General features: G+C 71.4%; 19 protein-coding genes. 1 reads left to right on the top strand and 18 read right to left on the bottom strand.

Annotation, left to right across the window (positions count from 1 at the left end):
* Positions 1-29 precede the first annotated feature (29 nt).
* From ACFWWQ_RS24520 to ACFWWQ_RS24505, 4 genes are all read right to left on the bottom strand, one after another.
* The gene (locus ACFWWQ_RS24520; protein ID WP_384599946.1) at positions 30-1,637 is read right to left on the bottom strand and encodes a Na+/H+ antiporter; all 1,608 of its coding nucleotides are present in this window, start codon (positions 1,635-1,637) and stop codon (positions 30-32) included.
* Between the two features lie 114 nt (positions 1,638-1,751).
* Positions 1,752-2,693 (bottom strand): RluA family pseudouridine synthase, encoded by a 942-nt coding sequence (locus tag ACFWWQ_RS24515; protein ID WP_384599943.1) that lies wholly within the window; start codon positions 2,691-2,693, stop codon positions 1,752-1,754.
* A gap of 79 nt (positions 2,694-2,772) precedes the next feature.
* The gene (lspA, locus tag ACFWWQ_RS24510) at positions 2,773-3,375 is read right to left on the bottom strand and encodes a signal peptidase II (RefSeq protein ID WP_384599940.1); all 603 of its coding nucleotides are present in this window, start codon (positions 3,373-3,375) and stop codon (positions 2,773-2,775) included.
* A 276-nt stretch (positions 3,376-3,651) separates the two neighbouring features.
* Positions 3,652-4,407 (bottom strand): TraR/DksA family transcriptional regulator, encoded by a 756-nt coding sequence (locus ACFWWQ_RS24505; protein ID WP_384599937.1) that lies wholly within the window; start codon positions 4,405-4,407, stop codon positions 3,652-3,654.
* Between the two features lie 516 nt (positions 4,408-4,923).
* Here ACFWWQ_RS24505 and ileS point away from each other — a divergent pair.
* Complete coding sequence (gene ileS / locus ACFWWQ_RS24500; protein ID WP_384599934.1) at positions 4,924-8,079, top strand: isoleucine--tRNA ligase; 3,156 nt, start codon at positions 4,924-4,926, stop codon at positions 8,077-8,079.
* A 406-nt stretch (positions 8,080-8,485) separates the two neighbouring features.
* Here the strand turns inward: ileS and ACFWWQ_RS24495 are convergent, their stop codons facing one another.
* From ACFWWQ_RS24495 to ACFWWQ_RS24430, 14 genes are all read right to left on the bottom strand, one after another.
* Complete coding sequence (locus ACFWWQ_RS24495) at positions 8,486-9,604, bottom strand: DivIVA domain-containing protein (protein WP_384599932.1); 1,119 nt, start codon at positions 9,602-9,604, stop codon at positions 8,486-8,488.
* Between the two features lie 49 nt (positions 9,605-9,653).
* On the bottom strand, positions 9,654-9,947 hold the full coding sequence (locus ACFWWQ_RS24490; RefSeq protein ID WP_030281716.1) for a YggT family protein: 294 nt from the start codon (positions 9,945-9,947) through the stop codon (positions 9,654-9,656).
* Positions 9,948-10,015: 68 nt separating this feature from the next.
* Positions 10,016-10,636 (bottom strand): cell division protein SepF, encoded by a 621-nt coding sequence (locus ACFWWQ_RS24485; RefSeq protein WP_384599928.1) that lies wholly within the window; start codon positions 10,634-10,636, stop codon positions 10,016-10,018.
* A 125-nt stretch (positions 10,637-10,761) separates the two neighbouring features.
* Positions 10,762-11,481 (bottom strand): YggS family pyridoxal phosphate-dependent enzyme, encoded by a 720-nt coding sequence (locus ACFWWQ_RS24480; protein ID WP_384599925.1) that lies wholly within the window; start codon positions 11,479-11,481, stop codon positions 10,762-10,764.
* Complete coding sequence (pgeF, locus tag ACFWWQ_RS24475) at positions 11,478-12,215, bottom strand: peptidoglycan editing factor PgeF (RefSeq protein ID WP_384599922.1); 738 nt, start codon at positions 12,213-12,215, stop codon at positions 11,478-11,480. The genes ACFWWQ_RS24480 and pgeF overlap by 4 nt, the downstream gene beginning before the upstream one ends.
* A gap of 13 nt (positions 12,216-12,228) precedes the next feature.
* Entirely contained in the window at positions 12,229-13,449 is a 1,221-nt protein-coding gene (gene ftsZ, locus ACFWWQ_RS24470) for a cell division protein FtsZ (RefSeq protein ID WP_384599919.1), read from the bottom strand.
* 284 nt (positions 13,450-13,733) lie between these two features.
* Entirely contained in the window at positions 13,734-14,552 is an 819-nt protein-coding gene (locus tag ACFWWQ_RS24465) for a cell division protein FtsQ/DivIB (protein WP_384599916.1), read from the bottom strand.
* Between the two features lie 21 nt (positions 14,553-14,573).
* Entirely contained in the window at positions 14,574-15,665 is a 1,092-nt protein-coding gene (gene murG / locus ACFWWQ_RS24460; protein ID WP_384599913.1) for an undecaprenyldiphospho-muramoylpentapeptide beta-N-acetylglucosaminyltransferase, read from the bottom strand.
* 6 nt (positions 15,666-15,671) lie between these two features.
* Positions 15,672-17,024, bottom strand: coding sequence for a putative lipid II flippase FtsW (gene ftsW, locus ACFWWQ_RS24455; RefSeq protein ID WP_384599910.1), 1,353 nt, complete (start codon positions 17,022-17,024; stop codon positions 15,672-15,674).
* A 54-nt stretch (positions 17,025-17,078) separates the two neighbouring features.
* Positions 17,079-18,524 carry a UDP-N-acetylmuramoyl-L-alanine--D-glutamate ligase gene (gene murD, locus ACFWWQ_RS24450; protein WP_384599907.1) on the bottom strand — a complete coding sequence of 482 codons (1,446 nt, stop codon included), beginning with the start codon at positions 18,522-18,524 and terminating at the stop codon, positions 17,079-17,081.
* Positions 18,521-19,585: a phospho-N-acetylmuramoyl-pentapeptide-transferase gene (gene mraY, locus ACFWWQ_RS24445; RefSeq protein WP_384599904.1), complete on the bottom strand. Its 1,065-nt coding sequence runs from the start codon at positions 19,583-19,585 to the stop codon at positions 18,521-18,523. The genes murD and mraY overlap by 4 nt, the downstream gene beginning before the upstream one ends.
* 5 nt (positions 19,586-19,590) lie before the next feature.
* Positions 19,591-21,081: a UDP-N-acetylmuramoyl-tripeptide--D-alanyl-D-alanine ligase gene (gene murF / locus ACFWWQ_RS24440; RefSeq protein WP_384599901.1), complete on the bottom strand. Its 1,491-nt coding sequence runs from the start codon at positions 21,079-21,081 to the stop codon at positions 19,591-19,593.
* 62 nt (positions 21,082-21,143) lie between these two features.
* A complete protein-coding gene (locus ACFWWQ_RS24435; RefSeq protein ID WP_384599898.1) occupies positions 21,144-22,913 on the bottom strand; it encodes a Mur ligase family protein in 1,770 nt (589 codons plus the stop codon).
* A gap of 18 nt (positions 22,914-22,931) precedes the next feature.
* Positions 22,932-24,824 (bottom strand): peptidoglycan D,D-transpeptidase FtsI family protein (locus ACFWWQ_RS24430; protein WP_384599895.1); only part of this gene is annotated, 1,893 nt, incomplete at its 5' end.

The following is a 24,824-nucleotide window of genomic DNA, read 5'->3' as shown; positions in this document are numbered from 1 at the left end:
GATTCGGGTCCTGCTTCGCCCCGCCGAGATCATTCGTGCACCTCCGGCGTGCTGCGCAGGCTGCGCATGTCGAGCTGGCGCAGCACCCGGTCGACGATCTCCGGGTCGGCGCCCGGTTCGTTGCGGGCGGCGAGCACCTCGTGGCGCGCGGCGGACAGCATCTCGTTCTGGATGCGCTGCACCTTCTTCATGCGGGTGATGCGCTTCTCGAAGTGTTCGCGCCGGTCGTCGTCGACGATGTCCGGCGCGATCCGCGCCCCGATGTCGTACGCGCGGCGGGCCAGCTGCTCGGTGACCTCCTCGGGCAGCTCCTCGACCTCCAGGATCTCCTTGAGGCGGTGCTTGGACGCCTTGATGACGCGGAGCGCCAGCGCCCGCTCCAGCTCGTCCTCGGCCTCCGTGTCGGCCTTCACCCGCAGCTTCCGCACCAGCCACGGCAGCGTCAGGCCCTGCACGATGAGGGTGGTGAGCACCACCGCGAAGGCGATGAAGAGGAGCTCCTCGCGCGCCGGGAAGTCCCCGCCGCCGTCGACGGTGTACGGGATGGCCAGCGCCAGCGCCACCGACGCCACCCCACGCATCCCCGACCACCACATGATGAGCGTCTCCCGCCACGACATCGGGATGTCCTCGTCGATGTCGCGGCGCTTGTGCATCCGCTTCGCCAGCCAGGCGGCGGGCAGCAGCCACACCAGCCGGACGACGACGACCACGGCGACGACGGCGGCACCCGCCAGCAGCAGTTCGGTCCAGTGGCCGGACGCGGCACCGACGACGTTGTGCAGCTCCAGGCCGATCAGCCCGAAGGCGACGCCGGTGACGAGGGTGTCGACGATCTCCCAGAAGGTGTAACCGGCGAGGCGGCCCATCACGTCGTCGGCGTCGACCGCGTACTCGGCGAGGAAGAGCGCGCAGGTCAGCACGGCCAGGACGCCGGAGCCGTGGAACTCCTCGGCGAGGACGTAGCCGACGAACGGCACCAGCAGCGTCAGGCCGATCTGCAGCGTCGGGTCGCCGAGTATGTTCATCAGCTTGTTGGCGACCCAGCCGATGACCAGGCCGACGGCGACGGCGACGACGGCGGAGAGCACCAGGGAGCTCACGGCCCCCGGCGCGGAGAAGGTGCCACTGACGGCCGCGGCGAGGGCGACGTGGTAGAGGACGATCGCGGTGACGTCGTTGAACAGGCCCTCGCCCTCCAGGATGGAGACCATGCGGCGGGGCAGCCCCAGCTTGCCGGCGACCGCGGTCGCGGCGACCGGGTCGGGCGGGGCGACGAGCGCGCCGAGCACCACGGCGGCGGCCAGCGGCATCCCCGGCACCACGGCCTGGGCGACCGCCGCGACCGCCGCGGTGGTGGCGAAGACCAGCGCGACGGCGAGCAGGAAGATCGGGCGGATGTTCGCCGTGAACTGCCGCCAGGAGGTGCGCTGCACCGCCGCGTAGAGCAGCGGCGGCAGCACCAGCGGGAGGATGTACTCCGGCGGGATGTCCACGTTGGGGACGAACGGCAGGAGCGCGAGGACGCCACCGGCCAGCGTCATCAGCACCGGCGAGGGCAGGCCCAGCCGGTCACCGAGGGGGACCGTGACCACCGCCCCCAGGAGAAGCACGAACAGCAGGGCGAGCTGATCCACGGGGGTACGCTCCGGGGTCGAAACCGATCACTTTTCGCCCCAAGCCTGCCATGTCCGGACAGAAAGCGGACGGTCACCTTCCGCTGCTGGCCGGGCCCGGCGCCCGTCGGACCGTCAGGAACTCTCGTCCTGCACGGTGTCCAGCGCCCGCTGCAGATCCTCCGGATAGGCGCTCTCGAACTCCACCCAGCGGCCGTCCGACGGATGCTCGAACCCGAGCCGCATCGCATGCAGCCACTGCCGGGTCAGCCCGAGCCGCTTGGCCATCGTCGGGTCCGCGCCGTACGTCAGGTCGCCGACGCAGGGGTGGCGGTGGGCGGACATGTGCACCCGGATCTGGTGGGTGCGCCCGGTCTCCAGCTTGATGTCGAGGAGGCTGGCGGCGCGGTACGCCTCGATGAGGTCGTAGTGGGTGACCGACGGCTTGCCCTCGGCGACGACCGCCCACTTGTAGTCGTGCTGCGGGTGGCGGCCGATGGGGGCGTCGATGGTGCCGCTCATCGGGTCCGGGTGGCCCTGCACCAGCGCGTGGTAGCGCTTGTCGACCGTACGCTCCCGGAACTGCTGCTTGAGCAGGGTGTAGGCGCGCTCGGACTTGGCGACGACCATCAGCCCCGAGGTGCCGACATCGAGGCGGTGCACGATGCCCTGGCGCTCGGCGGCGCCGGAGGTGGAGATGCGGTAACCGGCGGCGGCCAGACCGCCGATGACGGTGGTGCCGGTCCAGCCGGGGCTGGGGTGCGCGGCGACACCGACGGGCTTGACGATCACCACGATGTCGTCGTCGTCATGGACGATCTCCATGCCCTCGACGGGCTCGGCGACGATCTCGACCGGCGCCGCCGCCTGCGGCATCTCGACCTCCAGCCAGGCGCCGCCGCGCACCCGCTCGGACTTCATCACCTCGGAGCCGTCGACCCGGACCTTGCCGGCGGCCGCCAGCTCGGCGGACTTCGTACGGGAGAAGCCGAACATGCGGGCGAGCGCGGCGTCGACGCGCTCGCCCTCCAGGCCGTCCGGTACGGGCAGGGTGCGGATATCGGGAAGCGTGCTCACCCCACGAGTATGGCAGTCCGCCCGGGGTGGCCCGCCCGGCGGCCGACGGCGGGCGGGCGGGCTCCTCCACGAAGGCGGTTCAGTCCTTGTGGAGCGTGCCGTCCGGGTCCAGGCCGCGGAAGGAGAGGATCACGATCAGGATGCCGCCGCAGACGATCGCGGAGTCGGCGAGGTTGAAGACCGCGAAGTGCGCCGGGGCGATGAAGTCGACCACCGCGCCCTCGAAGACGCCCGGCGAACGGAAGAGCCGGTCGGTGAGGTTGCCGAAGGCGCCGCCGAGCAGCAGCCCCAGCGCGACGGCCCACGGCAGGCTGTAGAGCTTGCGCGCGATCCGGAAGATCACCACGATCACCACCGTCGCGATGATCGTGAGGAAGACCGTCAGCGCCTCGCCCATGCTGAACGCCGCCCCGCGGTTGCGGATCACCTCGAACTGCAACAGCGTCCCGATGACCTCGACCGGCGCGTGGTGCTCCAGCTTCGCGACCACCAGCAGCTTGCTGCCCAGGTCCAGCAGGTACGCGACGAGCGCGATCAGCAGCAGGGCCGGGATCCGCCGCTTGCCGCGGCCCTCGCCCCGCTCCGGCTCCGCCGGACGTCCCCCCTCCGAGCCCGCGTCGGGATCCGCCCCGGAACCCGCTCCGGATTCCGGCGTACCGGTGATGCGCTCCGCCTCTGCCACTGTGTGCGTCCCTCAGCCCGTAGCGTCCCCGCCAGGTCACGCCTGGCTGAGGAACGAGGGTACGACACCCGCTCCGAGGACCGGCCGGGCCGGGGGCGCCGGGCGACGGGCACCCGCGGGGCGGGGCGGCCGGGGCGGGCCCGGGCACCGGGCAGGGCGGCACTCCGGGCGAGCGCGGCCCGGCGCACCCCGAGGCCGGGCGGCGCACCCCGAGGCCGGACGGCGCACCCCACCCCCGCACACGCCCCGTAAGGGACGCCGTCCGCCCCGCGCCCCTCAGCCCCGGCGCTCCTGTTTCTGTTTGCACTCCACGCAGAGCGTGGCCCGGGGGAACGCCTGCATCCGGGCCTTGCCGATCGGGTTGCCGCAGTTCTCGCAGAGGCCGTACGTGCCCGCGTCCAGGCGGCCCAGGGCGCGTTCGGTCTGGAGCAGCATCTCGCGGGCGTTGGAGGCCAGCGCCAGCTCGTGCTCGCGGGTGATGTTCTTGGTGCCGGTGTCCGCCTCGTCGTCACCCGCACCGTCCCCGGAGTCGCGCATCAGCCCCGCGATGGCGTCCTCGGAGGCGGCGATCTCGGTCCGCAGCCGCTCCGCCTCGCTCAGAAGCCCGGTCCGCGCCTCGTCGACCTCCTCCGGCGTCCAGGGATCCTCGCCCGGCCGTACGGCCAGGTCGTCGGGGGCGGCGGCCACGAGCGCCGCGGGTACCGCCGGGTCCGTGCCGTGCGCCGCGGCCGCGGTCTTCTTCGCCACCGTCTTGGCTCCCGTCTTCCTCGCCGTCGCCTTCGCGGCGGTCGCCTTCTTCGCCGGGGCCTTCGCCGCGGCCGTCTTCCGCCCCGTGCTCTTCTTCGCCGCCGCCGCCTTGGCCGGGGCTTTCCTGACCGCGGCCTTCCTGACCGCGGTCTTCTTGGCCGGGGCCTTCCGGGCCGGGCCCTCCTTCCCCGGGGTCCCGGAAGCGGTCGCCCCGGCCTTCTGTGGAGCGGCCGGACGGGCCGCACCGGGCTCTTCGGCGGGCGCCGTGCTCTTCTTCGCCACCATGGCCGCGACCCCTTCACATATGTGATTTAGTTCGCGAATCGTGACGGGAACGATAAATCGCCGCACGAGGTGCGGCAATGGGACGCACCGTCCATACCCCCGCTCTGCCCCCCGGTTCCGCCCCGCCACCGTCCGGCCGGTCATGGGGCCGACCGTCCGACGGCCCCGGCCGCGTTCGGGTGGGTTCCGGAGCCGGGCCCCGCCCGGAATCCGGTCGGTCACCGTTCCCGTCGCCCCGTACACTGGGCGCAGCGACAGGCATCGATGGGACGAGTAGCGTCGTAGGCAGCCAGCAGCGATCCGGGGACGGTGGGAGCCCGGAGGCGTGCGCGACGTGAAGATCACCCCGGAGCCGCCGGAAGAAAGCCCGTGCAGCGTCCCGGGTGAGTAGAACCGGCAGCGCGACCCCAATGAGGGGGCGGTGGCAGGCCCACCGCCAAGGAGGGTGGTACCGCGGGAGCAGCGCTCTCGTCCCTCCGGACGGAGAACGCAGCAGGTGTCCGCCGGAGGAACCCGATGAGTGAGCAGCCGCAGTACCGCCAGGTGCCCGCACAGGTCGACCTACCCGCCCTGGAGCACGCCGTGCTCGATTTCTGGCAGGAGCAGAAGGTCTTCGCCCGCACCCTCCAGCAGTCCGAGGGCCGGCCCGAATGGGTCTTCTACGAGGGCCCGCCGACCGCCAACGGCATGCCCGGCGCCCACCACATCGAGGCCCGCGTCTTCAAGGACGTCTTCCCCCGCTTCCGCACGATGCAGGGCTACCACGTCGACCGCAAGGCCGGCTGGGACTGCCACGGCCTCCCCGTCGAGCTGGCCGTCGAGAAGGAACTGGGCTTCAACGGCAAGAAGGACATCGAGGCGTACGGCATCGCCGAGTTCAACGCCAGGTGCCGCGAGTCGGTGACCCGGCACACCGACGCCTTCGCCGAGCTGACGACCCGCATGGGGTACTGGACCGACCTCGACGCCCCGTACCGCACCATGGACCCCGACTACATCGAGTCGGTGTGGTGGTCCCTGAAGGAGATCTTCTCCAAGGGCCTGCTGGTCGAGGACCACCGCGTCGCCCCCTGGTGCCCCCGCTGCGGCACCGGCCTGTCCGACCACGAGCTGGCGCAGGGCTACGAAACGGTCGTCGACCCGTCCGTCTACGTCCGGCTGCCGCTGACCTCCGGTCCGCTCGCCGGTGAGGCCGCGCTCCTCATCTGGACGACCACTCCCTGGACGCTGGTCTCCAACACCGCGGTCGCCGCCCACCCGGACGTCACCTACGTCGTCGCCACCGACGGCCAGGAGAAGCTGGTCGTCGCCGAGCCGCTGCTGGAGAAGGCGCTCGGCGAGGGCTGGACCGCCACCGGCGAGTCGTTCACCGGCCGCGAGATGGAGCGCTGGTCCTACCGCCGCCCGTTCGGCCTCGTCGAGCTGGAGGGCGCCCACTTCGTCGTCAACGCCGAGTACGTCACCACCGAGGACGGCACCGGCCTCGTCCACCAGGCCCCGGCCTTCGGTGAGGACGACCTCAAGGTCTGCAAGAGCTACGGCCTGCCGGTGGTGAACCCGGTCCGCCCGGACGGCACCTTCGCGGAGGAACTGCCGCTCGTCGGCGGCGAGTTCTTCAAGAAGGCCGACGAGGCGCTCGTCGCCGACCTCGACGCCCGCGGTCTGCTCTTCCGCCACCTCGCCTACGAGCACAGCTACCCGCACTGCTGGCGCTGCCACACCGCGCTCCTCTACTACGCGCAGCCGTCCTGGTACATCCGCACCACCGCCGTCAAGGACGCCCTGCTCCGCGAGAACGAGAACACCAACTGGTTCCCGGACTCCGTGAAGCACGGCCGGTTCGGCGACTGGCTGCAGAACAACATCGACTGGGCGCTGAGCCGCAACCGCTACTGGGGCACCCCGCTGCCCGTCTGGCGCTGCGAGGAGGGCCACCTCACCTGTGTCGGCTCGCTCGCCGAACTGACCGAGCTGACCGGCACCGACCAGTCGGGACTGGACCCGCACCGCCCGTTCATCGACGCGGTCACCTTCGGCTGCACCCACGAGGGCTGCGCGCTCACCGCCACCCGCGTGCCCGAGGTCATCGACGCCTGGTACGACTCGGGTTCGATGCCGTTCGCGCAGTGGGGCTACCCGTACCGCAACAAGGAACTCTTCGAGAAGCGGTACCCGGCGCAGTTCATCTCCGAGGCCATCGACCAGACGCGCGGCTGGTTCTACACGCTGATGGCCGTCGGCACCCTCGTCTTCGACAAGTCGTCGTACGAGAACGTCGTCTGCCTGGGCCACATCCTCGCCGAGGACGGCCGGAAGATGTCCAAGCACCTGGGCAACATCCTCCAGCCGATCCCGCTGATGGACCAGCACGGCGCCGACGCGGTCCGCTGGTTCATGGCGGCCGGCGGCTCGCCCTGGTCCGCCCGCCGGGTGGGCCACACCACCATCCAGGAAGTCGTCCGCAAGACCCTGCTGACGTACTGGAACACCGTCGCCTTCCAGGCGCTCTACGCACGGACCTCCGACTGGGCGCCCTCCGCCGCCGACCCGGCCCCGGCCGAGCGCCCGCTGCTCGACCGCTGGCTGCTCGGCGAGCTGAACACCCTCGTCGAGGACGTCACCGAGGCGCTGGAGGCGTACGACACCCAGCGCGCCGGAAAGCTGCTGTCCTCCTTCGTCGACGACCTCTCCAACTGGTACGTGCGCCGCTCCCGCCGCCGCTTCTGGCAGGGCGACCCGGCCGCGCTGCGCACCCTGCACGAGGTCGTCGAGACGGTGACGCGGCTGATGGCGCCGCTCACGCCGTTCATCACCGAGCGGGTCTGGCAGGACCTCGTCGTACCGGTCACCCCGCAGGCGCCGGACTCCGTGCACTTGTCGTCCTGGCCGCTCGCCGACCCGGGGCTCATCGACCCGGAGCTGTCCGTGCAGATGCGGCTGGTGCGCCGGCTGGTCGAGCTGGGCCGGGCCACCCGCGCCGAGTCCGGTGTGAAGACCCGTCAGCCGCTGTCCCGCGCGCTGGTCGCGGCGCACGGCTTCGCCGGTCTCTCCGCGGACCTGCGCGCCCAGATCGCCGAGGAGCTGAACGTCTCCTCGCTCGCCGCCCTCTCCGACATGGGTGGTTCGCTGGTCGACACCTCCGCCAAGGCCAACTTCCGTGCGCTGGGCAAGCGGTTCGGCAAGGGCGTCCAGGCGGTCGCCAAGGCCATCGCCGCCGCCGACGCCGCGGCGCTCTCGCTGGCGCTGCGCGACGGCGAGGCCACGGTCGAGGTCGACGGCGAGACCGTCACCCTCGCCCCGGACGAGGTGATCATCACCGAAACCCCGCGCGAGGGCTGGTCGGTGGCGTCCGACGCCGGTGCGACCGTCGCCCTGGACCTGGAGATCACCCCGGAGCTGCGCCGCGCCGGTCTGGCCCGCGACGCGATCCGCCTCATCCAGGAGGCGCGCAAGAACAGCGGTCTGGACGTCGCCGACCGGATCGCCCTGCGCTGGGAGACCGCCGACGCCGACCTCGGCACGGCCCTGGCCGAGCACGCCCCGCTGATCGCCGACGAGGTGCTGGCCACCGCCTTCACCCCCGAACAGGACGCGGCCGACGACACCGACGGCTACGGCGAACTGTTCACGGACGAGCCCCTGGGCCTCTCCTTCCGCCTCCGCAAGGCGTAGCCCCCCGGCGGCACCGCCCGCCATGTGTCAGTACGTCACCGGGCCCCCGGCGCACCTCGCGTGTGCCGGGGGCCCGGTGCGATTTGCGGCCCGGCGGTACCGGGGCCGGTGCGATTTCCCGCCCGGCGTCGCCGCGCCACCCCGGGCCACCGCCCCCCGAAAGAGCGCCGCACGAACGGGGGACGGCACGCACACCCCGGCTGACGGGGCCTCGGCGGACCGCACGTACGGGAGGCGGGCCGGGGCCGGCCCTCCCGGGGAAGCCCTTCTCAGGGCCGCCGTCCGCTCCCGCACAGGCCCGCGCCCCGCATCCCACCCACGCAAAAGGGCCGGGCCCCGGGGGAACATGTCCCTCGGGGCCCGGCCCTGATTGCCGAACGTGTGCGACGCGGTGCGCCGGTCTACGTCAGTTGTCGTCCTCATCGATGAGGAAGCCGCGCATCGGCGACGGCGCCTGCCCCATCGGCTGCGGGCTCTGCGGCCGCACCGGAGCCATCGGCTGCATCATCGCGGGCGCCATCTGCTGCTGGCCGCCGTACGAAGGGCCGCCGCTGGACGGGCCGTTGTGGCTGCCCATCGACTGGCCGCCCATGGCGTGGTTGCCACCGCCCATGGAGCCCGCACCGGCCGACGCCATCGAGGGCGACGGCGGCAGCGACGCGGTCGCCGGGGTCCGCGGCGGGGCCAGCGAGTCGTCCGCCTGGTTCTCCAGCTGACGCAGCTGGCTCTCCAGGTACGACTTCAGGCGGGTGCGGTACTCGCGCTCGAAGCCGCGCAGGTCCTCGACCTTGCGCTCCAGCGTGGCGCGGGCGGACTCCAGGGAGCCCATCGCGACGCGGTGCTTCTCCTGCGCGTCCCGCTCCAGCGCGTCGGCCTTGGCACGGGCGTCGCGCTCCAGGCCCTCGGCGCGCGAACGCGCCTCGCCGACAATCTTGTTGGCCTCGGAACGGGCCTCCGCGATCGCCTGGTCGGCGGTCTGCTGCGCCAGCGACAGCACGCGCGCCGCGCCGTCACCGCCGGGACCGCTCTGCTGCTGCCCACCCTGGGGCAGCTGCTGCGGACCGCCGGGGCCGCCCATGGGGCCGCCACCCATGGGGCCGCCACCCATCGGACCGCCGGGGCCCATCGGGCCGGGGCCGTGCGGACCGGCCTGCGGGCCGTGTCCACCGGGACCTGCGGGCAGCTGAGGTGCACCGCCGGGAAGCTGGGGAGGGCCACCCATCCCCTGCTGCTGCGGCGCGACCGGCTGCGGACCCGATATGGCGGCGGGCACCGGTGCCCCTCCGCGCTGCTGCTGCTCCTGCTGCTGGTCGGGCCCCTTGCGCAGACCCTGCTGCTGGTTCTGTGCGGCGGCCCGCGTGGCGGCGGCCAGCTTCGCGCGCAGGTCCTCGTTCTCCCGCAGCAGGCGGGTCAGTTCGGCCTCCACCTCGTCGAGGAAGGCATCGACCTCGTCCTCGTCATAGCCTTCTCGGAGGCGGACGGTTGTGAACTGCTTGTTCCGCACGTCCTCGGGGGTCAACGGCATCTCTACTTCACCTCAACGTAGTCGTCGGCAATCGGCAAGACCGTATCGTTCACACCAACAACACCGACCTCACGACGGTGATCAGGATGTATACGATGATCATCAATACGAAGAAGGACAGGTCAAGCGCCACGCCCCCGAGACGCAGCGGCGGGATGACCCGCCGCAGAAGCTTGAGTGGCGGATCAGTGATGGTGTAAGCGGCTTCGAGAATGACGACCATCGCCTTGCCGGGTTGCCATGAACGGGCGAACTGGAACACGTAGTCCATCACCAGCCGGAAGATCAACACGATCAGGAAGCAGTACAGCGCGATGTAGATCACCTGCCCAAAGACATTCATCTTCGCGCGCCCCTCTCCCCTGATCCCTCGTGTCGGCCTCGTGGCCTCGGTGTGCCCGGTGTTGCGTCTCAGCTCTGGTTGAAGAACCCACCCTCTGCGATACGGGCCTTGTCCTCCGCCGTGACATCGACGTTAGCAGGCGACAACAGGAACACCTTCTGCGTCACGCGCTCGATGCTGCCGTGCAGACCGAAGACTAGCCCGGCGGCAAAGTCGACAAGTCGCTTCGCATCGGTGTCATCCATCTCCGTGAGATTCATGATCACCGGAGTGCCCTCACGGAAGTGTTCCCCGATGGTACGGGCTTCGTTGTAGGTCCGGGGGTGCAGTGTGGTGATGCGGTAAGGCTCCCGCTCGGACACAACTTTGGGCATGATCACCGGTGCGTTCTTCTCCAGATTCGGACGGTCGGGTGTGATGGATGCCACGGGGGCGATTCGGGCGGGTCGTCCGCTTTCCGCGGGCAGCGGAGTGGGCTCACGCTGCGCGGGCGGCTGAACGGATCTGACCGGCTCCTCCCGCTCCGGGCGTGTCTCCGGCGGCACTTGCTGCTGCTGCCGCCGTCCGCGGTCGGGCTCCGGGTCGAGCTCGGGCTCGAACTCGTCATCGGGGTCGAACCCCCGGCCGTCGTACCCATCGTCCTCCACGAGGCCGAGGTAGACCGCCATCTTGCGCATCGCGCCGGCCATTCTCTGCGTCCTCCGCTCTGTGGTGGATCGGCTCCGTCACCGGGCGCCCTGGATCCACTCGGCCTGTCCCCATTTTTTACGGGAATGACCATATTTTGTGCTGTGGTCCGACTTGCTTGGCGACGTTACCCGAGGCGTGGACGGACTCCGAGTACCGCAGTGCCGACGCGCACATGTGTCGCTCCGGCCGCCACGGCGTCCTCCAAGTCCGCACTCATGCCTGCCGACACCATGGTGGCAGCAGGATAAGCGGCGCGCAGGTCGGTTGAGATTTCCCTGAGCCGCTCGAACGCGGCCCGTTGGCGCCCCGCGTACGGCCCCGCCAGCGGTGCGACCGTCATCACGCCGTCCAGGCGCAGCCCTTGGGCGCCGTCGATCGCCTCCGCGAGCGCCGCGACGCCGTCGGGCGCCACCCCGCCGCGATCGCCCCGCTCCCCCGCCTCGGCGTCCAGCGCCACCTGGATCAGGCACCCCATCTCCCGCTCCGCGCGCACCGCTTCCTTGGAAAGCGCGGTGACCAGACGGGCGCGGTCGACGGACTGTACGAGCCCGGCGTACCCGGCGACGGAGCGGACCTTGTTGGTCTGCAATTGACCGACGAAGTGCCAAGTAAGGGGCAGATCGGCGCATTCGGCGGCTTTGGGTGCCGCGTCCTGATCGCGGTTCTCCGCGACCTGACGCACGCCGAGTTCGGCGAGCAGCCGCACATCGCTCGCCGGGTAGGTCTTGGTGACCACGATCAGGGTGACCTCGTCACGCCGGCGCCCGGCGGCGGCACACGCGGCCGCGATGCGCTCCTCGACCCGCGCCAGATTGGCGGCCAGTTCCGTCTTGCGGTCCGTCACAACGCGCCGTCCAGCCATACGTAGCTCGCGAGCCGCCCGGTGGTGCGGTCGCGTCGATAGGAGAAGTGGTCCGCCGATTCCATGGTGCAGATGTGGGAATCTTCACGAACCGGTACGCCGGCGGCGGCGAGTTGGGCCGCGACGCCCGCGGTGACGTCCACCGCCGGGGTGCCCCAGGAGGTGGTCGACCATGCCTCTGGTACCACCGCCGCGACCTCGTCCCGCATCGCGGCGGGCACTTCATAGCAGCGGCCGCACACGGACGGTCCGGTGTGGGCGACGATCCGGTCGGCCCGCGCGCCCCGTTCGGTCATCGCGCGGACCGTTTCGGGCACCACACCAGCCGCCATCCCGGGCCGCCCGGCGTGCGCGGCGCCGATGATCCCGGCGACCGGGTCGGCGAGGAGTACGGGGGTGCAGTCGGCGGTGAGCACCGCGAGGGCCAGGCCCCGACGGGTGGTCACCACCGCGTCCACACACGGGATGTCGCCGTCGCGCCATGGCCCGTCGACCACCGCGACGTCCTTGCCGTGCACCTGGTTCATCCAGACCACGGACTCCGGAGCGAGGCCGAGTTCCCGGGCCGCGCGGGCGCGGTTCTCGCGGACGGCCGCGGGGTCGTCGCCGACCGCGCCGCCGAGATTGAGCTGATCGTACGGAGCGGCGCTCACCCCGCCCCACCTGTCGGTGAAGGCGAAGTGCGCGCCGCTCGCGTACCGCTGTTGCCCTATCACTGCTGTGCTTCGGCTACTTCAGGAAGTCCGGGACGTCCAGTTCCTCGGCCGCGGTGTCCGAGTACGGACGGGCCGGGGGCACGTGCGGGGTGAGGGGCTTCGAGGACAGGACGTCGCCCAGCGAGGAGGTCTCGGCCGGGGCCGGCTCCTCGTCCCGCACCGGCACCGCGCCCAGTCCGCCGAAGGACGACGACCGCGGCTCGGGCGGGGCGACCGGACGGCTCGGGGCCGGGTCCTCGCGCTTGGCGGAGGAGGAGCCGATGACCGTCTCGCGGCGGGCCGGCGGCTGACCGCCGTCGAAGCCCGCGGCGATGACGGTGACGCGCACCTCGTCGCCGAGCGCGTCGTCGATGACCGCGCCGAAGATGATGTTCGCCTCGGGGTGGGCCGCCTCGCTGACCAGCTGCGCGGCCTCGTTGATCTCGAAGAGACCGAGGTCCGAGCCGCCGGAGATGGAGAGCAGCACACCGCGGGCGCCGTCGATGGACGCCTCCAGGAGCGGCGAGGAGATCGCCATCTCCGCGGCGGCCACCGCACGGTCGTCGCCGCGCGCCGAGCCGATGCCCATGAGCGCCGAACCGGCCTCCGACATCACGGACTTGACGTCGGCGAAGTCGAGGTTGATCAGGCCGGGCGTGGTGATCAGGTCGGTGATGCCCTGGACACCGGAGAGCAGCACCTGGTCGGCCGACTTGAACGCGTCCAGCACGCTCACCTGACGGTCCGAGATGGACAGCAGGCGGTCGTTGGGGATGACGATGAGGGTGTCGACCTCTTCGCGGAGGCTGGCGATGCCGTCCTCGGCCTGGTTGGCCCGCCGACGGCCCTCGAAGGTGAACGGCCGGGTGACCACACCGATCGTCAGGGCGCCCAGCGAACGGGCGATGTTGGCGACGACCGGGGCGCCGCCGGTGCCGGTGCCGCCGCCCTCGCCCGCGGTCACGAAGACCATGTCGGCCCCCTTGAGGACCTCTTCGATCTCCTCGCGGTGGTCCTCGGCCGCCTTGCGGCCGACGTCCGGGTTGGCGCCGGCGCCGAGTCCGCGGGTCATTTCGCGGCCGACGTCGAGCTTGACGTCGGCGTCGCTCATCAGCAACGCCTGCGCATCGGTGTTGATCGCGATGAACTCGACGCCCTTGAGCCCGACCTCGATCATCCGGTTGATGGCGTTCACGCCACCGCCGCCGATGCCGACGACCTTGATGACTGCGAGGTAGTTCTGCGGTGCTGCCACGTCGAAGGCCTCTCGCCTCGAGTTACGTGTCGCCGCCTCACATTCCTTGTGGACGCCGACTGATGCCGATGGGACGGTCCGTAATGCCGACCCGAACCCTAACGTTGAAGTTTAGGGTTACTTGTATCCGTGTTCCGTTGGAAGCAAAGTCCCTTTGGAACGAGACACTAAGTCGACAAGTGGCGCACGTTCAACGAACACGCCGAACCTCCCGTTTTTCTTTTCACCCTATGTGATCACCCACGGTGATAGCCATCCAGGGTGCTGGCCTGCGACAACGGCCGTCAACTCCCGGACACCGCAGGCGCACTGGGAACGGACACATCGAAGTGGTGTGCGTCACGCGCGGCTTTGAGGAGAGCGGTCAGCACCGCCGCCTTTCGGGGGCCGTGTTCGCTACTCCCCCACACCACCGTGCGCTTCCCGGCCAGTTCGAGTGTGATCGCATCGTACGACGTCACGCGCACGGTTTTGACCTGCTTGTGAAGGGTTTCGGGGAGGCCGGACACGACCTCGACCGCGGCCCGGCGCAGTCGGGCGGGACCGAAACGGTCCAGGCTCGGGGCGTCGCCCGCCGCCAACTGGAGCGCGGGGAGGCCCTTGGGAAGTGCGGGCACAGTCGCGAAACGGACACCCTCGGCGTCAACTTCGACGTACTTGCCGCCCTCGGGCATGACCAGTTCCGGTTCCCTTTCGGCCACCTTCAAGGTGATCGTGTGCGGCCAGGAACGGACCACGTCCACGGACTTGATCCGGGGCAGCCGGTGGCGCAGCCGGGCGGCGATCGCGTCGGTGTCGACCGACACCAGAGGGGTGCGCAACGGGGCATCGGCGGCCTCGATGACCTCGCCGGGGGTCAGCACCCGGGTGCCGGACGCCTTGACGCCCGACACCCGTAGCCAGTTCGAGCCATAGAGGGCCCAGACGGCGAAGCCGCCGAGGAGGAGCACCAGGATCAGAGTGATGATCAGACCACGACGGCCCGGTCGGCGGAGGGGGAGGCGCGGCCACAAGCGCCGTCCCGCGCGGGCCGGTTCGGCGGGGGCCCGGCCGGAGACCGGCGCCCCCTTTGTCCCGCTGCGGGCGGCGGTCGGTCCGGCCACGCTCCCCCTGCCTTTCGTCGTCTAGCTGTTCCGCTGGGCAATCGCCTCGTACACCATGCCGACGAGGAGTTCATCGGCGTCCCGGCGGCCGAACTCGGAGGCCGCGCGGGACATCTCGTACAGCCGGTGCGGGTCGGCGAGGACCGGGAGGACCGTGGACTGCACCCACTCCGGAGTGAGCTGGGCGTCGTCGACGAGGAGTCCGCCACCGGCGTTGACCACCGGCTGGGCGTTCAGCCGCTGTTCGCCGTTGCCGATCGGCAGGGGGACGTACGCGGCGGGAAGCCCGACGGCGGAGAGTTCGGCGACGGTCATCGCGCCCGCGCGGCAGAGCATCATGTCCGCCGCGGCGTAGGCGAGGTCCATCCGGTCCACGTACGGTACCGGTACATAGGGGGGCATACCCGGCATGTTGTCGACCTGCGGCAGTTCGTTCTTCGGGCCGACCGCGTGCAGGACCTGGATGCCGGAGCGCTGGAGCGCCGGGACCGCGGCCTGGATGACCTCGTTGAGGCGGCGCGCACCCTGGGAGCCGCCGGAGACCAGCAGCGTCGGGAGGTTGGGGTCGAGCCCGAACGCCGCGCGCGCCTCGGGACGGACCGCCGCCCGGTCGAGGGTGGCGATGGTGCGCCGCAGCGGAATGCCGACGTAGCGGGCGCCGCGCAGCTTGCTCTCCGGGGTGGAGACCGCGACGTACTTGGCGTACCGGGAGCCGATCTTGTTGGCCAGACCCGGGCGGGCGTTGGCCTCGTGGACGACGATCGGCACGCCCAGGCGCTTGGCGGCGAGGTAGCCGGGCAACGCGACGTAGCCGCCGAAGCCGACGACGCAGTCCGCCTTCGTCCGCTCCAGGATCTGCTCGGCGGCCTTGATGGTGCCGCGCAGCCGCCCGGGGACGGTGATGAGTTCGGGGGTGGGCTTACGGGGCAGCGGTACGGCCGGGATCAGTCCCAGCTCGTAGCCGCGCTCCGGGACGAGCCGGGTCTCCAGACCGCGTTCCGTGCCGAGTGCCGTGATCCCCACGGTCGGGTCCTGCCTCCGCAGTGCGTCCGCGAGGGCGAGCGCGGGCTCGATGTGGCCGGCGGTCCCCCCACCAGCGAGTACGACATGCACCGAAATTCACCGCTCTCCGGACGGTCGCCTCGTGACGCGCCGTCTCATCGTCTTCCATCTCACCCCGGCCGATTTCCTTCCGGAACCCGGCCGCCGCGTGGCCTGCATGGCCAGCGCCGCCCGCGCCGCGGGCTCATCACGCGCGAAGGCGATCAGCAGCCCGACGGCGAACATCGACGGCAGCAGGGCGGAGCCTCCGTAGGAGAACAGCGGGAGCGGGACGCCGGCGATCGGCAACAGGCCGAGCACCGCACCGATGTTGACCATGGTCTGGGCCATGATCCAGGTGGTCACGCCTCCCGCGGCGTACCTCACGAAGGGGTCCTCCGTGCGTCCGGCCACGCGGATACCTGCATAGCCTAGAGCCGCGAACAGGGCGAGCACCGACAGCGTCCCCGCCAGTCCCAGTTCCTCCCCGGTGATGGCGAAGATGAAGTCGGTGTGCGGTTCAGGGAGTTCACCCCATTTTTCCATACTCGCGCCGAGCCCGGAACCGAAGAGTCCGCCGGAGGCCAGCGCGTAGATGCCGTGCACCGCCTGCCAGCACTGGTCGTTGGGGCCCGGGTCGGTCGCGCCGATGCAGGCGAGACGGGACATACGGTTGGCGCTGGTCTTGATCAGCAGGGCGCCGATGACCGTCGCGGCGCCCAGGACGCCGGCGAACAGCCGGGTGGGGGCGCCCGCCAGCCACAGCAGCCCGAAGAGGATCGCTGTGAGAATGATCGCGGTGCCCATGTCGCCGCCGAGCATGATCAGCCCGAGCAGCAGGAAGGCGACCGGGATCAGCGGCACCAGCAGATGCTTCCACTGCACCAGGAGTTTTCTCTCCTGCTTGCGGGCGAGCAGATCGGCGCCCCACAGGACGAGCGCGAGCTTCCCGAACTCGCTGGGTTGCATCTGGAAAGCGCCGCCGATATGGATCCAGTTCTGGTTGCCGTTGACCGCGACCCCGATCCCCGGCACCTGCACCAGGCACATCGCGAACACCGAGACGGCCAGCAGCGGGTAGGCGAGCGCACGGTGCAGCCGCACCGGCAGCCGGGCGGCGAAGAACAGCAGGACGGCGCCGATGACCGCGGCCATCAGCTGTTTGCGGAAGAAGAAGCTCGGCGCCAGCCCGGACTGCAGCGCCTTGATCTGCGAGGCCGAGTAGACCATCACCAGACCGAGAACGATGAGCAGCATACTGCCGCCGAGGATCAGGTAGTACGCCGTCAGCGGACGGTCCCAGGCCCGCCGGACCCGGGTGTAGAGCCGCCGCGGGCCGCCGCCGGCCGGACGGCCGCCGCGCGGCGGCCGCGATGCGGTGACGGTGCGCCGCGGACGCGGCGGCGCCGCCTTCGCCGATCGGGCCGTCATCTCGTCCCCTCCACAGTGCGGGCCGCAGATCCTCGACGGGAGCGGGACGAGCGGCTACCGGCCAGGTGCGCTCAGGTCGCGCACCGCGTCGGCGAAGGCGTCGCCGCGCTTGTTGTAGTTCACGAACATGTCCATCGAGGCACAGGCCGGGGCCAGGAGCACCGTGTCGCCGGGCTCGGCGAGGGCGGCCGCTTCGCGGACCGCCTCGGACATCGCCCCAGTGTCGGTCCGGTCGAGGTCGACCACCGGGACATCGGGGGCGTGTCGCGCCAGGGCTTCGCGGATCAGCGCCCGGTCGGCGCCGATCAGCACCGCCCCGCGCAGCCGCCCCGCGGCCGTACGCACCAGCTCGTCGAAGGTGGCTCCCTTGGCGAGCCCCCCGGCGATCCAGACGAGGTGTGCATACGAGGCCAACGACGCCTCGGCCGCGTGGGTGTTGGTCGCCTTGGAATCGTCGACGTACGCCACACCGGCGACGTCCGCGATGTGCTGGATGCGGTGGGCGTCCGGCTGGAACGCCCGCAGCCCCTCGCGGACCGCCGCGGGCCGCACGCCGTACGCCCGGGCCAGCGCCGCCGCCGCGAGGGCGTTGGCGATGTTGTGCGGCGCGGACGGCGTGACGTCGCCGACCTCGGCCAGCTCCTGGGCCTGCTTCTGGCGGTTCTCGACGAAGGCGCGGTCGACGAGGATGCCGTCGACCACCCCGAGCTGCGAGGGGCCCGGGGTGCCGAGGGTGAAGCCGATCGCCCGGCAGCCCTCCTCGACGTCGGCCTCGCGGACCAGGTCCTCGGTCGCCGGGTCGGCCACGTTGTAGACGCAGGCGACGGTGTTGCCCTCGTAGATCCGGCCCTTGTCGGCGGCGTACGCCGCCATGGAGCCGTGCCAGTCGAGGTGGTCGGGGGCGAGATTGAGGACCGCCCCGGAGTGGGCCCGTACCGACGGGGCCCAGTGCAGCTGGTAGCTGGACAGCTCCACGGCGAGGACGTCGTAGCGCTCGGTGTCCTGGCCGAGGACGAGGTCGATGATCGGGGTGCCGATGTTGCCGGCGACCGTGGTGCGCAGGCCCTCGGCCTCCAGGATCGCGGCGAGCATCCGCACCGTGGTGGTCTTGCCGTTGGTGCCGGTGACCGCCAGCCAGTCGGCGGCGTCCGGGCCGCGCAGCCGCCAGGCGATCTCGACGTCGCCGACGACGTCCACCCCGGCCGCGGCGGCCGCGGTGAACAGCGGGCTGTCCGGCTTCCAGCCGGGCGAGGTGACGACGAGGCCGGTGCCCTCGGGGAGGGTGGTGCCGTCGCCGAGGCGGACGGTCACCGAACCCTCGGCGACCTCCCGGGCCGCCCACCCCTCCAGCTCCGCGGCGGCGGCCCGCTGCCGCTCGCCGTCGCCGCCGTCCACGACCGTGACGTGGGCGCCGAGGCCGGCCAGGGCGCGGGCGGCGCTGATGCCGCTCACGCCCAGACCGGCGACGGTGACGTACACGCCGGCGAATTCCGCGGTCACTTGGCGGCCTGCCAGCCGCCGTAGAAGAGGCCCAGGCCGACGATCACGCACATGCCCTGGATGATCCAGAAGCGGACCACGACAAGGACTTCCGACCACCCCTTGAGTTCGAAGTGGTGCTGGAGTGGCGCCATCCGGAAAACCCGCTTGCCGGTCAGGCGGAACGATCCGACCTGGATGACCACGGACATCGTGATGAGGACGAACAGACCGCCCAGGACGGCCAGCAGCAGCTCGGTGCGGGAGCAGATCGCCAGACCGGCGAGCGCGCCGCCCAGCGCCAGCGAACCGGTGTCACCCATGAAGATCTTGGCGGGCGAGGTGTTCCACCACAGGAAGCCGAAGCAGGCGCCCATCAGGGCGGAGGCGACCACCGCGAGGTCGAGCGGATCGCGTACCTCGTAGCAGCCGGGGCCCGCGGTGATCGCGTTGGCGCAGGACTCCTGGTGCTGCCAGATGCCGATGAAGGTGTACGCGCCGAAGACCATCACGGAGGCGCCGGTGGCCAGACCGTCGAGACCGTCGGTGAGGTTCACGCCGTTGGACATCGCCAGGATCATGAACAGCGCCCAGATGACGAAGAGCACTGGGCCGATCTGCCAGCCGAAGTCCTGGGTGAAGGAGAGCCGGTCGGACGCCGGGGTGGCGCCGCGCAGGTCGGCGAATTGCAGCGAGAGCACCGCGAAGGCGATACCGACGATCAGCTGGCCGGCCATCTTCGCCTTGGCCCGCAGACCCAGCGACCGCTGCTTGACGATCTTGATGTAGTCGTCGAGGAAGCCGACCAGGCCCATGCCCGCGAAGAGGAAGAGCACCAGCACACCGGAGAAGGTCGGGTCGCTGGAGGTGATCACCTTCGTCAGGGCGTACGCGATGATCGTGGCCAGGATGAAGGAGATACCGCCCATGGTGGGCGTGCCCTTCTTGCTGCCGTGGCTACGGGGGCCGTCATCGCGGATGAACTGCCCGTAGCCCTTCTTGGCCAGCAGCTTGATCAGCAGCGGGGTACCGATCAGGGTCAGGAAGAGCCCGATCATTCCGGAGAAGAGGATCTGCTTCATGGAGTTCATCGGGTCGCGGACCCGCTCTCGGCGCCCTGTACGCCCTCACCCTCCAGCAATGCCGCCGCGACCCGTTCGAGCCCCACCGACCTGGATGCCTTCACCAGCACGACATCCCCCGGCCGCAGCTCGCTGCGCAACAGGTCGACCGCCGCCCGCGTGTCGGACACGTGCACCGACTCCTCACCCCACGAACCCTCGTTGTAAGCGCCCATTTGCAGCCAGGCGGCTTCCCTGCCACCGACCGCCACGAGCTTGCTGACGTTGAGCCGGACGGCCAGGCGTCCGACCGCGTCGTGTTCGGCGAGGGCGTCCTCGCCCAGCTCGGCCATCTCTCCGAGCACCGCCCACGTGCGCCCGCCCCGCGCCTTACCGGCTTCGCCCATCGCGACCAGCGCTCGCAGCGCCGCTCGCATGGACTCGGGGTTCGCGTTGTAGGCGTCGTTGACGACCGTCACGCCGTCCGCGCGCTCGGTGACCTCCATCCGCCAGCGGGAGAGCGTGCCGGCTTCGGAGAGCGCGGTGGCGATCTCGTCCACGGACATGCCCGACTCGTGGGCGACGGCGGCCGCGGCGAGCGCGTTCGACACGTGGTGCTCACCGTACAGCCGCATGGTCACCTCGCTGCACCCGGAGGGTGTGTGGAGCGTGAAGGCGGGCTGTCCGAGCGCGGTGAGCCGGACGTTCTCGGCACGGATGTCGGCCTCCGGCGCCTCGCCGAAGAGGACCGTACGGGCCTTCGTGCGGTGCACCATGGTGCGGACGTAGGGGTCGTCGGCGTTGAGCACGGCGACGCCGCCCTCCCGTCGCCCGCCCCCACCCTCCTGTGGAGGCCCTTCGGGCCCTTCTTCGGCCGCTGCGGGCAGTGCCTCGACCAGTTCGCCCTTTGCCAGGGCAATCTGCTCGCGGCCGCCGAACTCGCCGATGTGCGCGCTGCCGACGTTGAGGACCACGCCGATCCGGGGCGGGGTGAGCGCCGCGAGATAGCGGATGTGACCGACGCCGCGCGCGCCCATCTCCAGGACGAGGTGGCGGGTGGTGTCGTCGGCGCGGAGCGCGGTGAGCGGCAGGCCGATCTCGTTGTTGAGGTTGCCCTCCGGCCACACCGTCGGGCCGTTGCGCTGGAGAAGCTGGGCGATCAGATCCTTGGTGCTGGTCTTGCCTGCGGAGCCGGTGAGGGCGACGACGTTGGTACCCAGGCGCCCGACGACGGCGCGGGCCAGTGCGCCGAGCGCGGTGACGACGTCGTCGACGACGATCGCCGGGACGCCGACGGGGCGGGCGGCGAGAACGGCCGTCGCGCCGTCGGCGACGGCGCCCGCGGCGAAGTCGTGGCCGTCGGCCCGTTCACCGGCGAAGGCCACGAAGAGGCTGCCGGGGCGTACCTCGCGGGAGTCCTTCACGACCGGGCCGGAGACCGTCAGCTGCGGGTCCGGTATGTCGTGCGGCTGCCCGCCGGTGATGCTCGCGATCTCGGCGAGGGACAGGGAGATCACAGGTCACCCCCGGCGAGCGGCGGAAGGTACCAGCGGAAAGGTTGTGCGCGCATGGCGGTGTGTCATCCCTGGTGGTTCGGCTGTTTCTCGGACTGCGAGGCCACGATGGCCGCGCGCAACACCTGGCGGTCGTCGAAGGGGCGGACCACTCCGGCGATGTCCTGGCCCTGTTCGTGGCCCTTGCCGGCGACGATCACGGTGTCGCCCGGTTCGGCGCGGGCGACGGCGGCGGCGATGGCCGCGCCGCGCTCCTCCTCCACGAGGACGGTGCCGCGCTCGTGGATCGGCACCTCGGCGGCGCCCGCGAGCATGGTGGCGAGGATCGCCAGCGGGTCCTCGGAGCGCGGGTTGTCGGAGGTCAGTACGGCGGTGTCGGCGAGGCGGGCCACCGCGGCGCCCATGGGCACGCGCTTGTGCGGGTCACGGTCGCCGCCGCAGCCGAGCACGGCGTGCAGCTTGCCGTCGGTGACCTTGCGCAGCGCCCGCAGAACCGATTCGACGGCGTCGGTCTTGTGCGCGTAGTCGACGACGGCGAGGTACGGCTGACCGGCGTCCACGCGCTCCAGGCGGCCGGGGACACCGGGCACCGCGGCGACGCCGTCGGCGGCGGTCTGCGGGTCGATCCCGGCGACGACCAGGGCGGTGATCGCGGCGAGCGCGTTGGCGACGTTGAACGGACCGGCGAGCGGCGAGGCGGCCCGCAGCTTCTCGCCGTGGGGGCCGTGCACGGTGAACGTCGAGCCGAGCGCGCCGATCTCGACGTCGGCGGCGCGCCAGTCCGCGTCCGGGTGGCCCTCGGCGGAGAAGGTGGTCACCGGGACCTCGGAGAGGCCGCGGGCCAGGCGCTTGCCGTACTCGTCGTCGAGGTTGACGACACCGGCGCGGCTGCGGGCCCGGGTGAACAGCCGGGCCTTGGCCTGGAAGTAGTCCTCCATGCCGGAGTGGAACTCCATGTGCTCCGGGCTGAGGTTGTTGAAGACGGCAACGTCGAAGACGCAGCCGTCGACCCGGCCGAGGACCAGCGCATGGCTGGAGACCTCCATGGCGACGGAGCGGACGCCCCGCTCACGCATGACGGCGAAGAGCGCCTGAAGGTCGGTGGCCTCGGGGGTGGTGCGCTCGGACTTGATGCGCTCGTCGCCGATGCGGGTCTCGACGGTGCCGATCAGCCCGGTCAGCGCGCCGACGCCCTCGGCGGCGGCAGCGGCCTTGAGGCCGCCCTCCTGTCGCCCGCCATCACCCACACGGGACAGCGCTGCGCGCAGGCCCCCCTCAACGAGGTAGGCCGTGGTGGTCTTGCCGGAGGTCCCGGTGATGCCGATCTGGAGGAGGTCCTCGCCCGGCGCGCCGTAGATGGAGACGGCCAGGGCGCCCATCCGGGCGCGCGGGTCGTCGGTGACGAGCACCGGGAGGCCGGTTCCGGCGGCGCGCTTCTCGCCCGTCGGATCGGTCAGGATCGCCGCGGCGCCGAGGTCGGCGGCCTGGGCGACGAAGTCGGCGCCGTGCAGGCGGGCCCCGGGCAGTGCCGCGTAGACGTCACCGGGGCGTACCGCCCGGGAGTCATGGGTGATGCCGGTGACCTGGACGTCTGCCGCTTCGGAGGCGGAGGTGCCCAGCTGCTCGGCGAGGACCGCCAGAGGGGTGGGCCGGACCTCCTCGGGGCGGGGCGCTCCCGGGTACGTTCCGGAGGCGTCCTTCTGGGCGTTGGGGGACTGTTCAGCATGTGACACGGCGGTGAGCGTACCGGGCGCGGCGGCTCGGAGGCGAAGCGAGGGCTCCGGGCGGGAGCGGTGCGCCGGCTCGGGCGTTCCGTGGGGAGTGATGGTCGTCACGGCGATGTTGCCTCGTTTTCAGTCGCCTGGCGTGAAGGTGACAGGCAGCCCCGGCGAGGCGCTGCCGCTGGGCGGGACCTGTAGGGATTTCAGCGCGAACTTCATCACCTGCTGGTAGACGGGGCCGCAGACCTGGCCGCCGAAATAGCTGCCCTTGGTGGGGTTCTGGACCGCGCAGTAGACGGTGATGCGGGGGGTGTCGGCGGGGGCGAAACCGGCGAAGGAGGCGGTGTAGCCGTGGTAGCGGCCGGTCTGGGGATCCACCCGGTTGGACGTGCCGGTCTTACCGCCCACGCGGTAGCCGTCGATCTTCGCGGCGGCACCGGTGCCCTCGCGGTCGTCGACGACGGATTCGAGCATGGTGGCGAGCTGCCGGGCGGTCTTCCGGCTCACCACGCGGTTCTTCTCGGGGGCGGGCGCCTGTAGGTAGTGGCCGTCAGGGCCGGTGGTGCCGCGGATGAGGGTGGGGGCGATGCGCTCGCCGCCGTTGGCGATGGTGGAGTAGACGGAGGCGGCCTGGACGGCGTTGAGGGAGAGGCCCTGGCCGAACGGGATCGTGTACTGCTGCGAGGTGTTCCAGTCCTGCGGCTTGGCCAGGATGCCGTCGGTCTCGCCGGGGAAGTGGAGTCCGGTGGGGCGACCGATGCCGAACTTGTCGAGGTACGAGTGGAGCACGCGGTTGGCCTCGGGCTGGGTCCTGCCGAGCTGGCCGGTGGCGAGGATGGTGCCGATGTTGCTGGACTTGGCGAGGACGCCGTTGAGCGTGAGGTGCCAGGTGTCGTGGTCGACGTCGTCGGCGAAGAGCCGGTCGCCGCGGTGCAGCCGGTTGGGGACGGTGACGCGGGTCGCGGGGGTGGCGGCGCCCTCCTCCAGGACGGCGGCCATCGACATGAGTTTGCTGGTGGAGCCCGGTTCGTAGGCGTCGGTGAGGGCGGCGTTGCCGAGGGCTGTGGGGTTGGCCCAGTCGAGGTGGTTGGGGTCGAAGCCGGGGGCGTTGGCGAGGGCGAGGATCTGTCCGGTGCGGGTGTCCTGGACGACGACGTAGCCGCGGTCGGCCTTGGACTCGGTGACCTGCTCGGTGATGGCCTTCTGCGCCTCCCACTGGATGTCGCGGTCCAGGGTGAGGCGGACGTCGGTGCCGGGGACGGCGGGGTGTTCCTGGGTGTCGGCGGTGGGCACCCGGCGGCCGCCGGACTGCGCGTAGACGAGCTTGCCGTCCTTGCCCGCCAGCTCCTTGTTCAGCTGGGCCTCCAGGCCGCCGCCGCCCACGCCCTCGCTGTTGACGAAGCCGAGGACACCGGCGGCGAGGGCGTCGTTGGGGTAGACGCGCTTGCTGTGCCGGTCGGCGAAGATCCCGACGAGAACGTTGGGGTCGGGCGCCTTCTTCGGCGCGGCGGCCGCCTTCCTGTCCAGCTCCGCCCGCATGTCCTTGATCTTCTTCCAGACCTGCGGGGTCTGCTGCCGGGCGAGGACGACGTACCGGGAGGAGGGCTTGGAGAGCTTGGCGGCGAGGGTGGCGCGGTCCTCGCCGAGGACGGGCGCGAGCAGCGCGGCGGCCCGCTGCGGGGCGCCCGCCGTCTTGATCTTGTCGGGCGCCAGCAGGCTGGGGTCGGCGGTGATGTCGTACGCGTCGACGGTGGTGGCGAGGTCGACGCCGGAGCGGTCGGTGATGGCGCCGCGCTCGGCGGCCAGGGTCACCGGGACGTAGCGGTTGACGTTGGCCCTGGCGGCGTACGCGGCGGCGTCGACGGCCTGCACCTGGAAGAGGCGGACCACGAAGACCAGCATCACCAGCGTCAGCGCCAGGGCGACCAGCCGCAGCCGGGGCCGGGGGCTGCCCAGCCGGAGCGCGGGCGCGGGCCGCGGGGCCGGGCGCGGCCGCGCGGGGCGGCGCGGCGGCGCGGCCTTGGC

Source organism: Streptomyces sp. NPDC059080, from assembly GCF_042739975.1.
Classification (GTDB): Bacteria; Actinomycetota; Actinomycetes; order Streptomycetales; family Streptomycetaceae; genus Streptomyces; species Streptomyces benahoarensis.
The sequence above is the reverse complement of the archived record's forward strand: the minus strand, read 5'-3'. Positions and strand labels throughout refer to the sequence as shown.

Coding starts and splice junctions, on each gene's coding strand:
- ACFWWQ_RS24485 (WP_384599928.1), bottom strand. CDS start 10,636: ATGGCCGGCGCGATGCGCAAGATGGCGGTCTACCTCGGCCTCGTGGAG.
- mraY (WP_384599904.1), bottom strand. CDS start 19,585: ATGAAGCAGATCCTCTTCTCCGGAATGATCGGGCTCTTCCTGACCCTG.
- ftsW (WP_384599910.1), bottom strand. CDS start 17,024: ATGACGGCCCGATCGGCGAAGGCGGCGCCGCCGCGTCCGCGGCGCACC.
- ileS (WP_384599934.1), top strand. CDS start 4,924: ATGAGTGAGCAGCCGCAGTACCGCCAGGTGCCCGCACAGGTCGACCTA.
- ACFWWQ_RS24490 (WP_030281716.1), bottom strand. CDS start 9,947: ATGAATGTCTTTGGGCAGGTGATCTACATCGCGCTGTACTGCTTCCTG.
- ACFWWQ_RS24495 (WP_384599932.1), bottom strand. CDS start 9,604: ATGCCGTTGACCCCCGAGGACGTGCGGAACAAGCAGTTCACAACCGTC.
- ACFWWQ_RS24505 (WP_384599937.1), bottom strand. CDS start 4,407: ATGGTGGCGAAGAAGAGCACGGCGCCCGCCGAAGAGCCCGGTGCGGCC.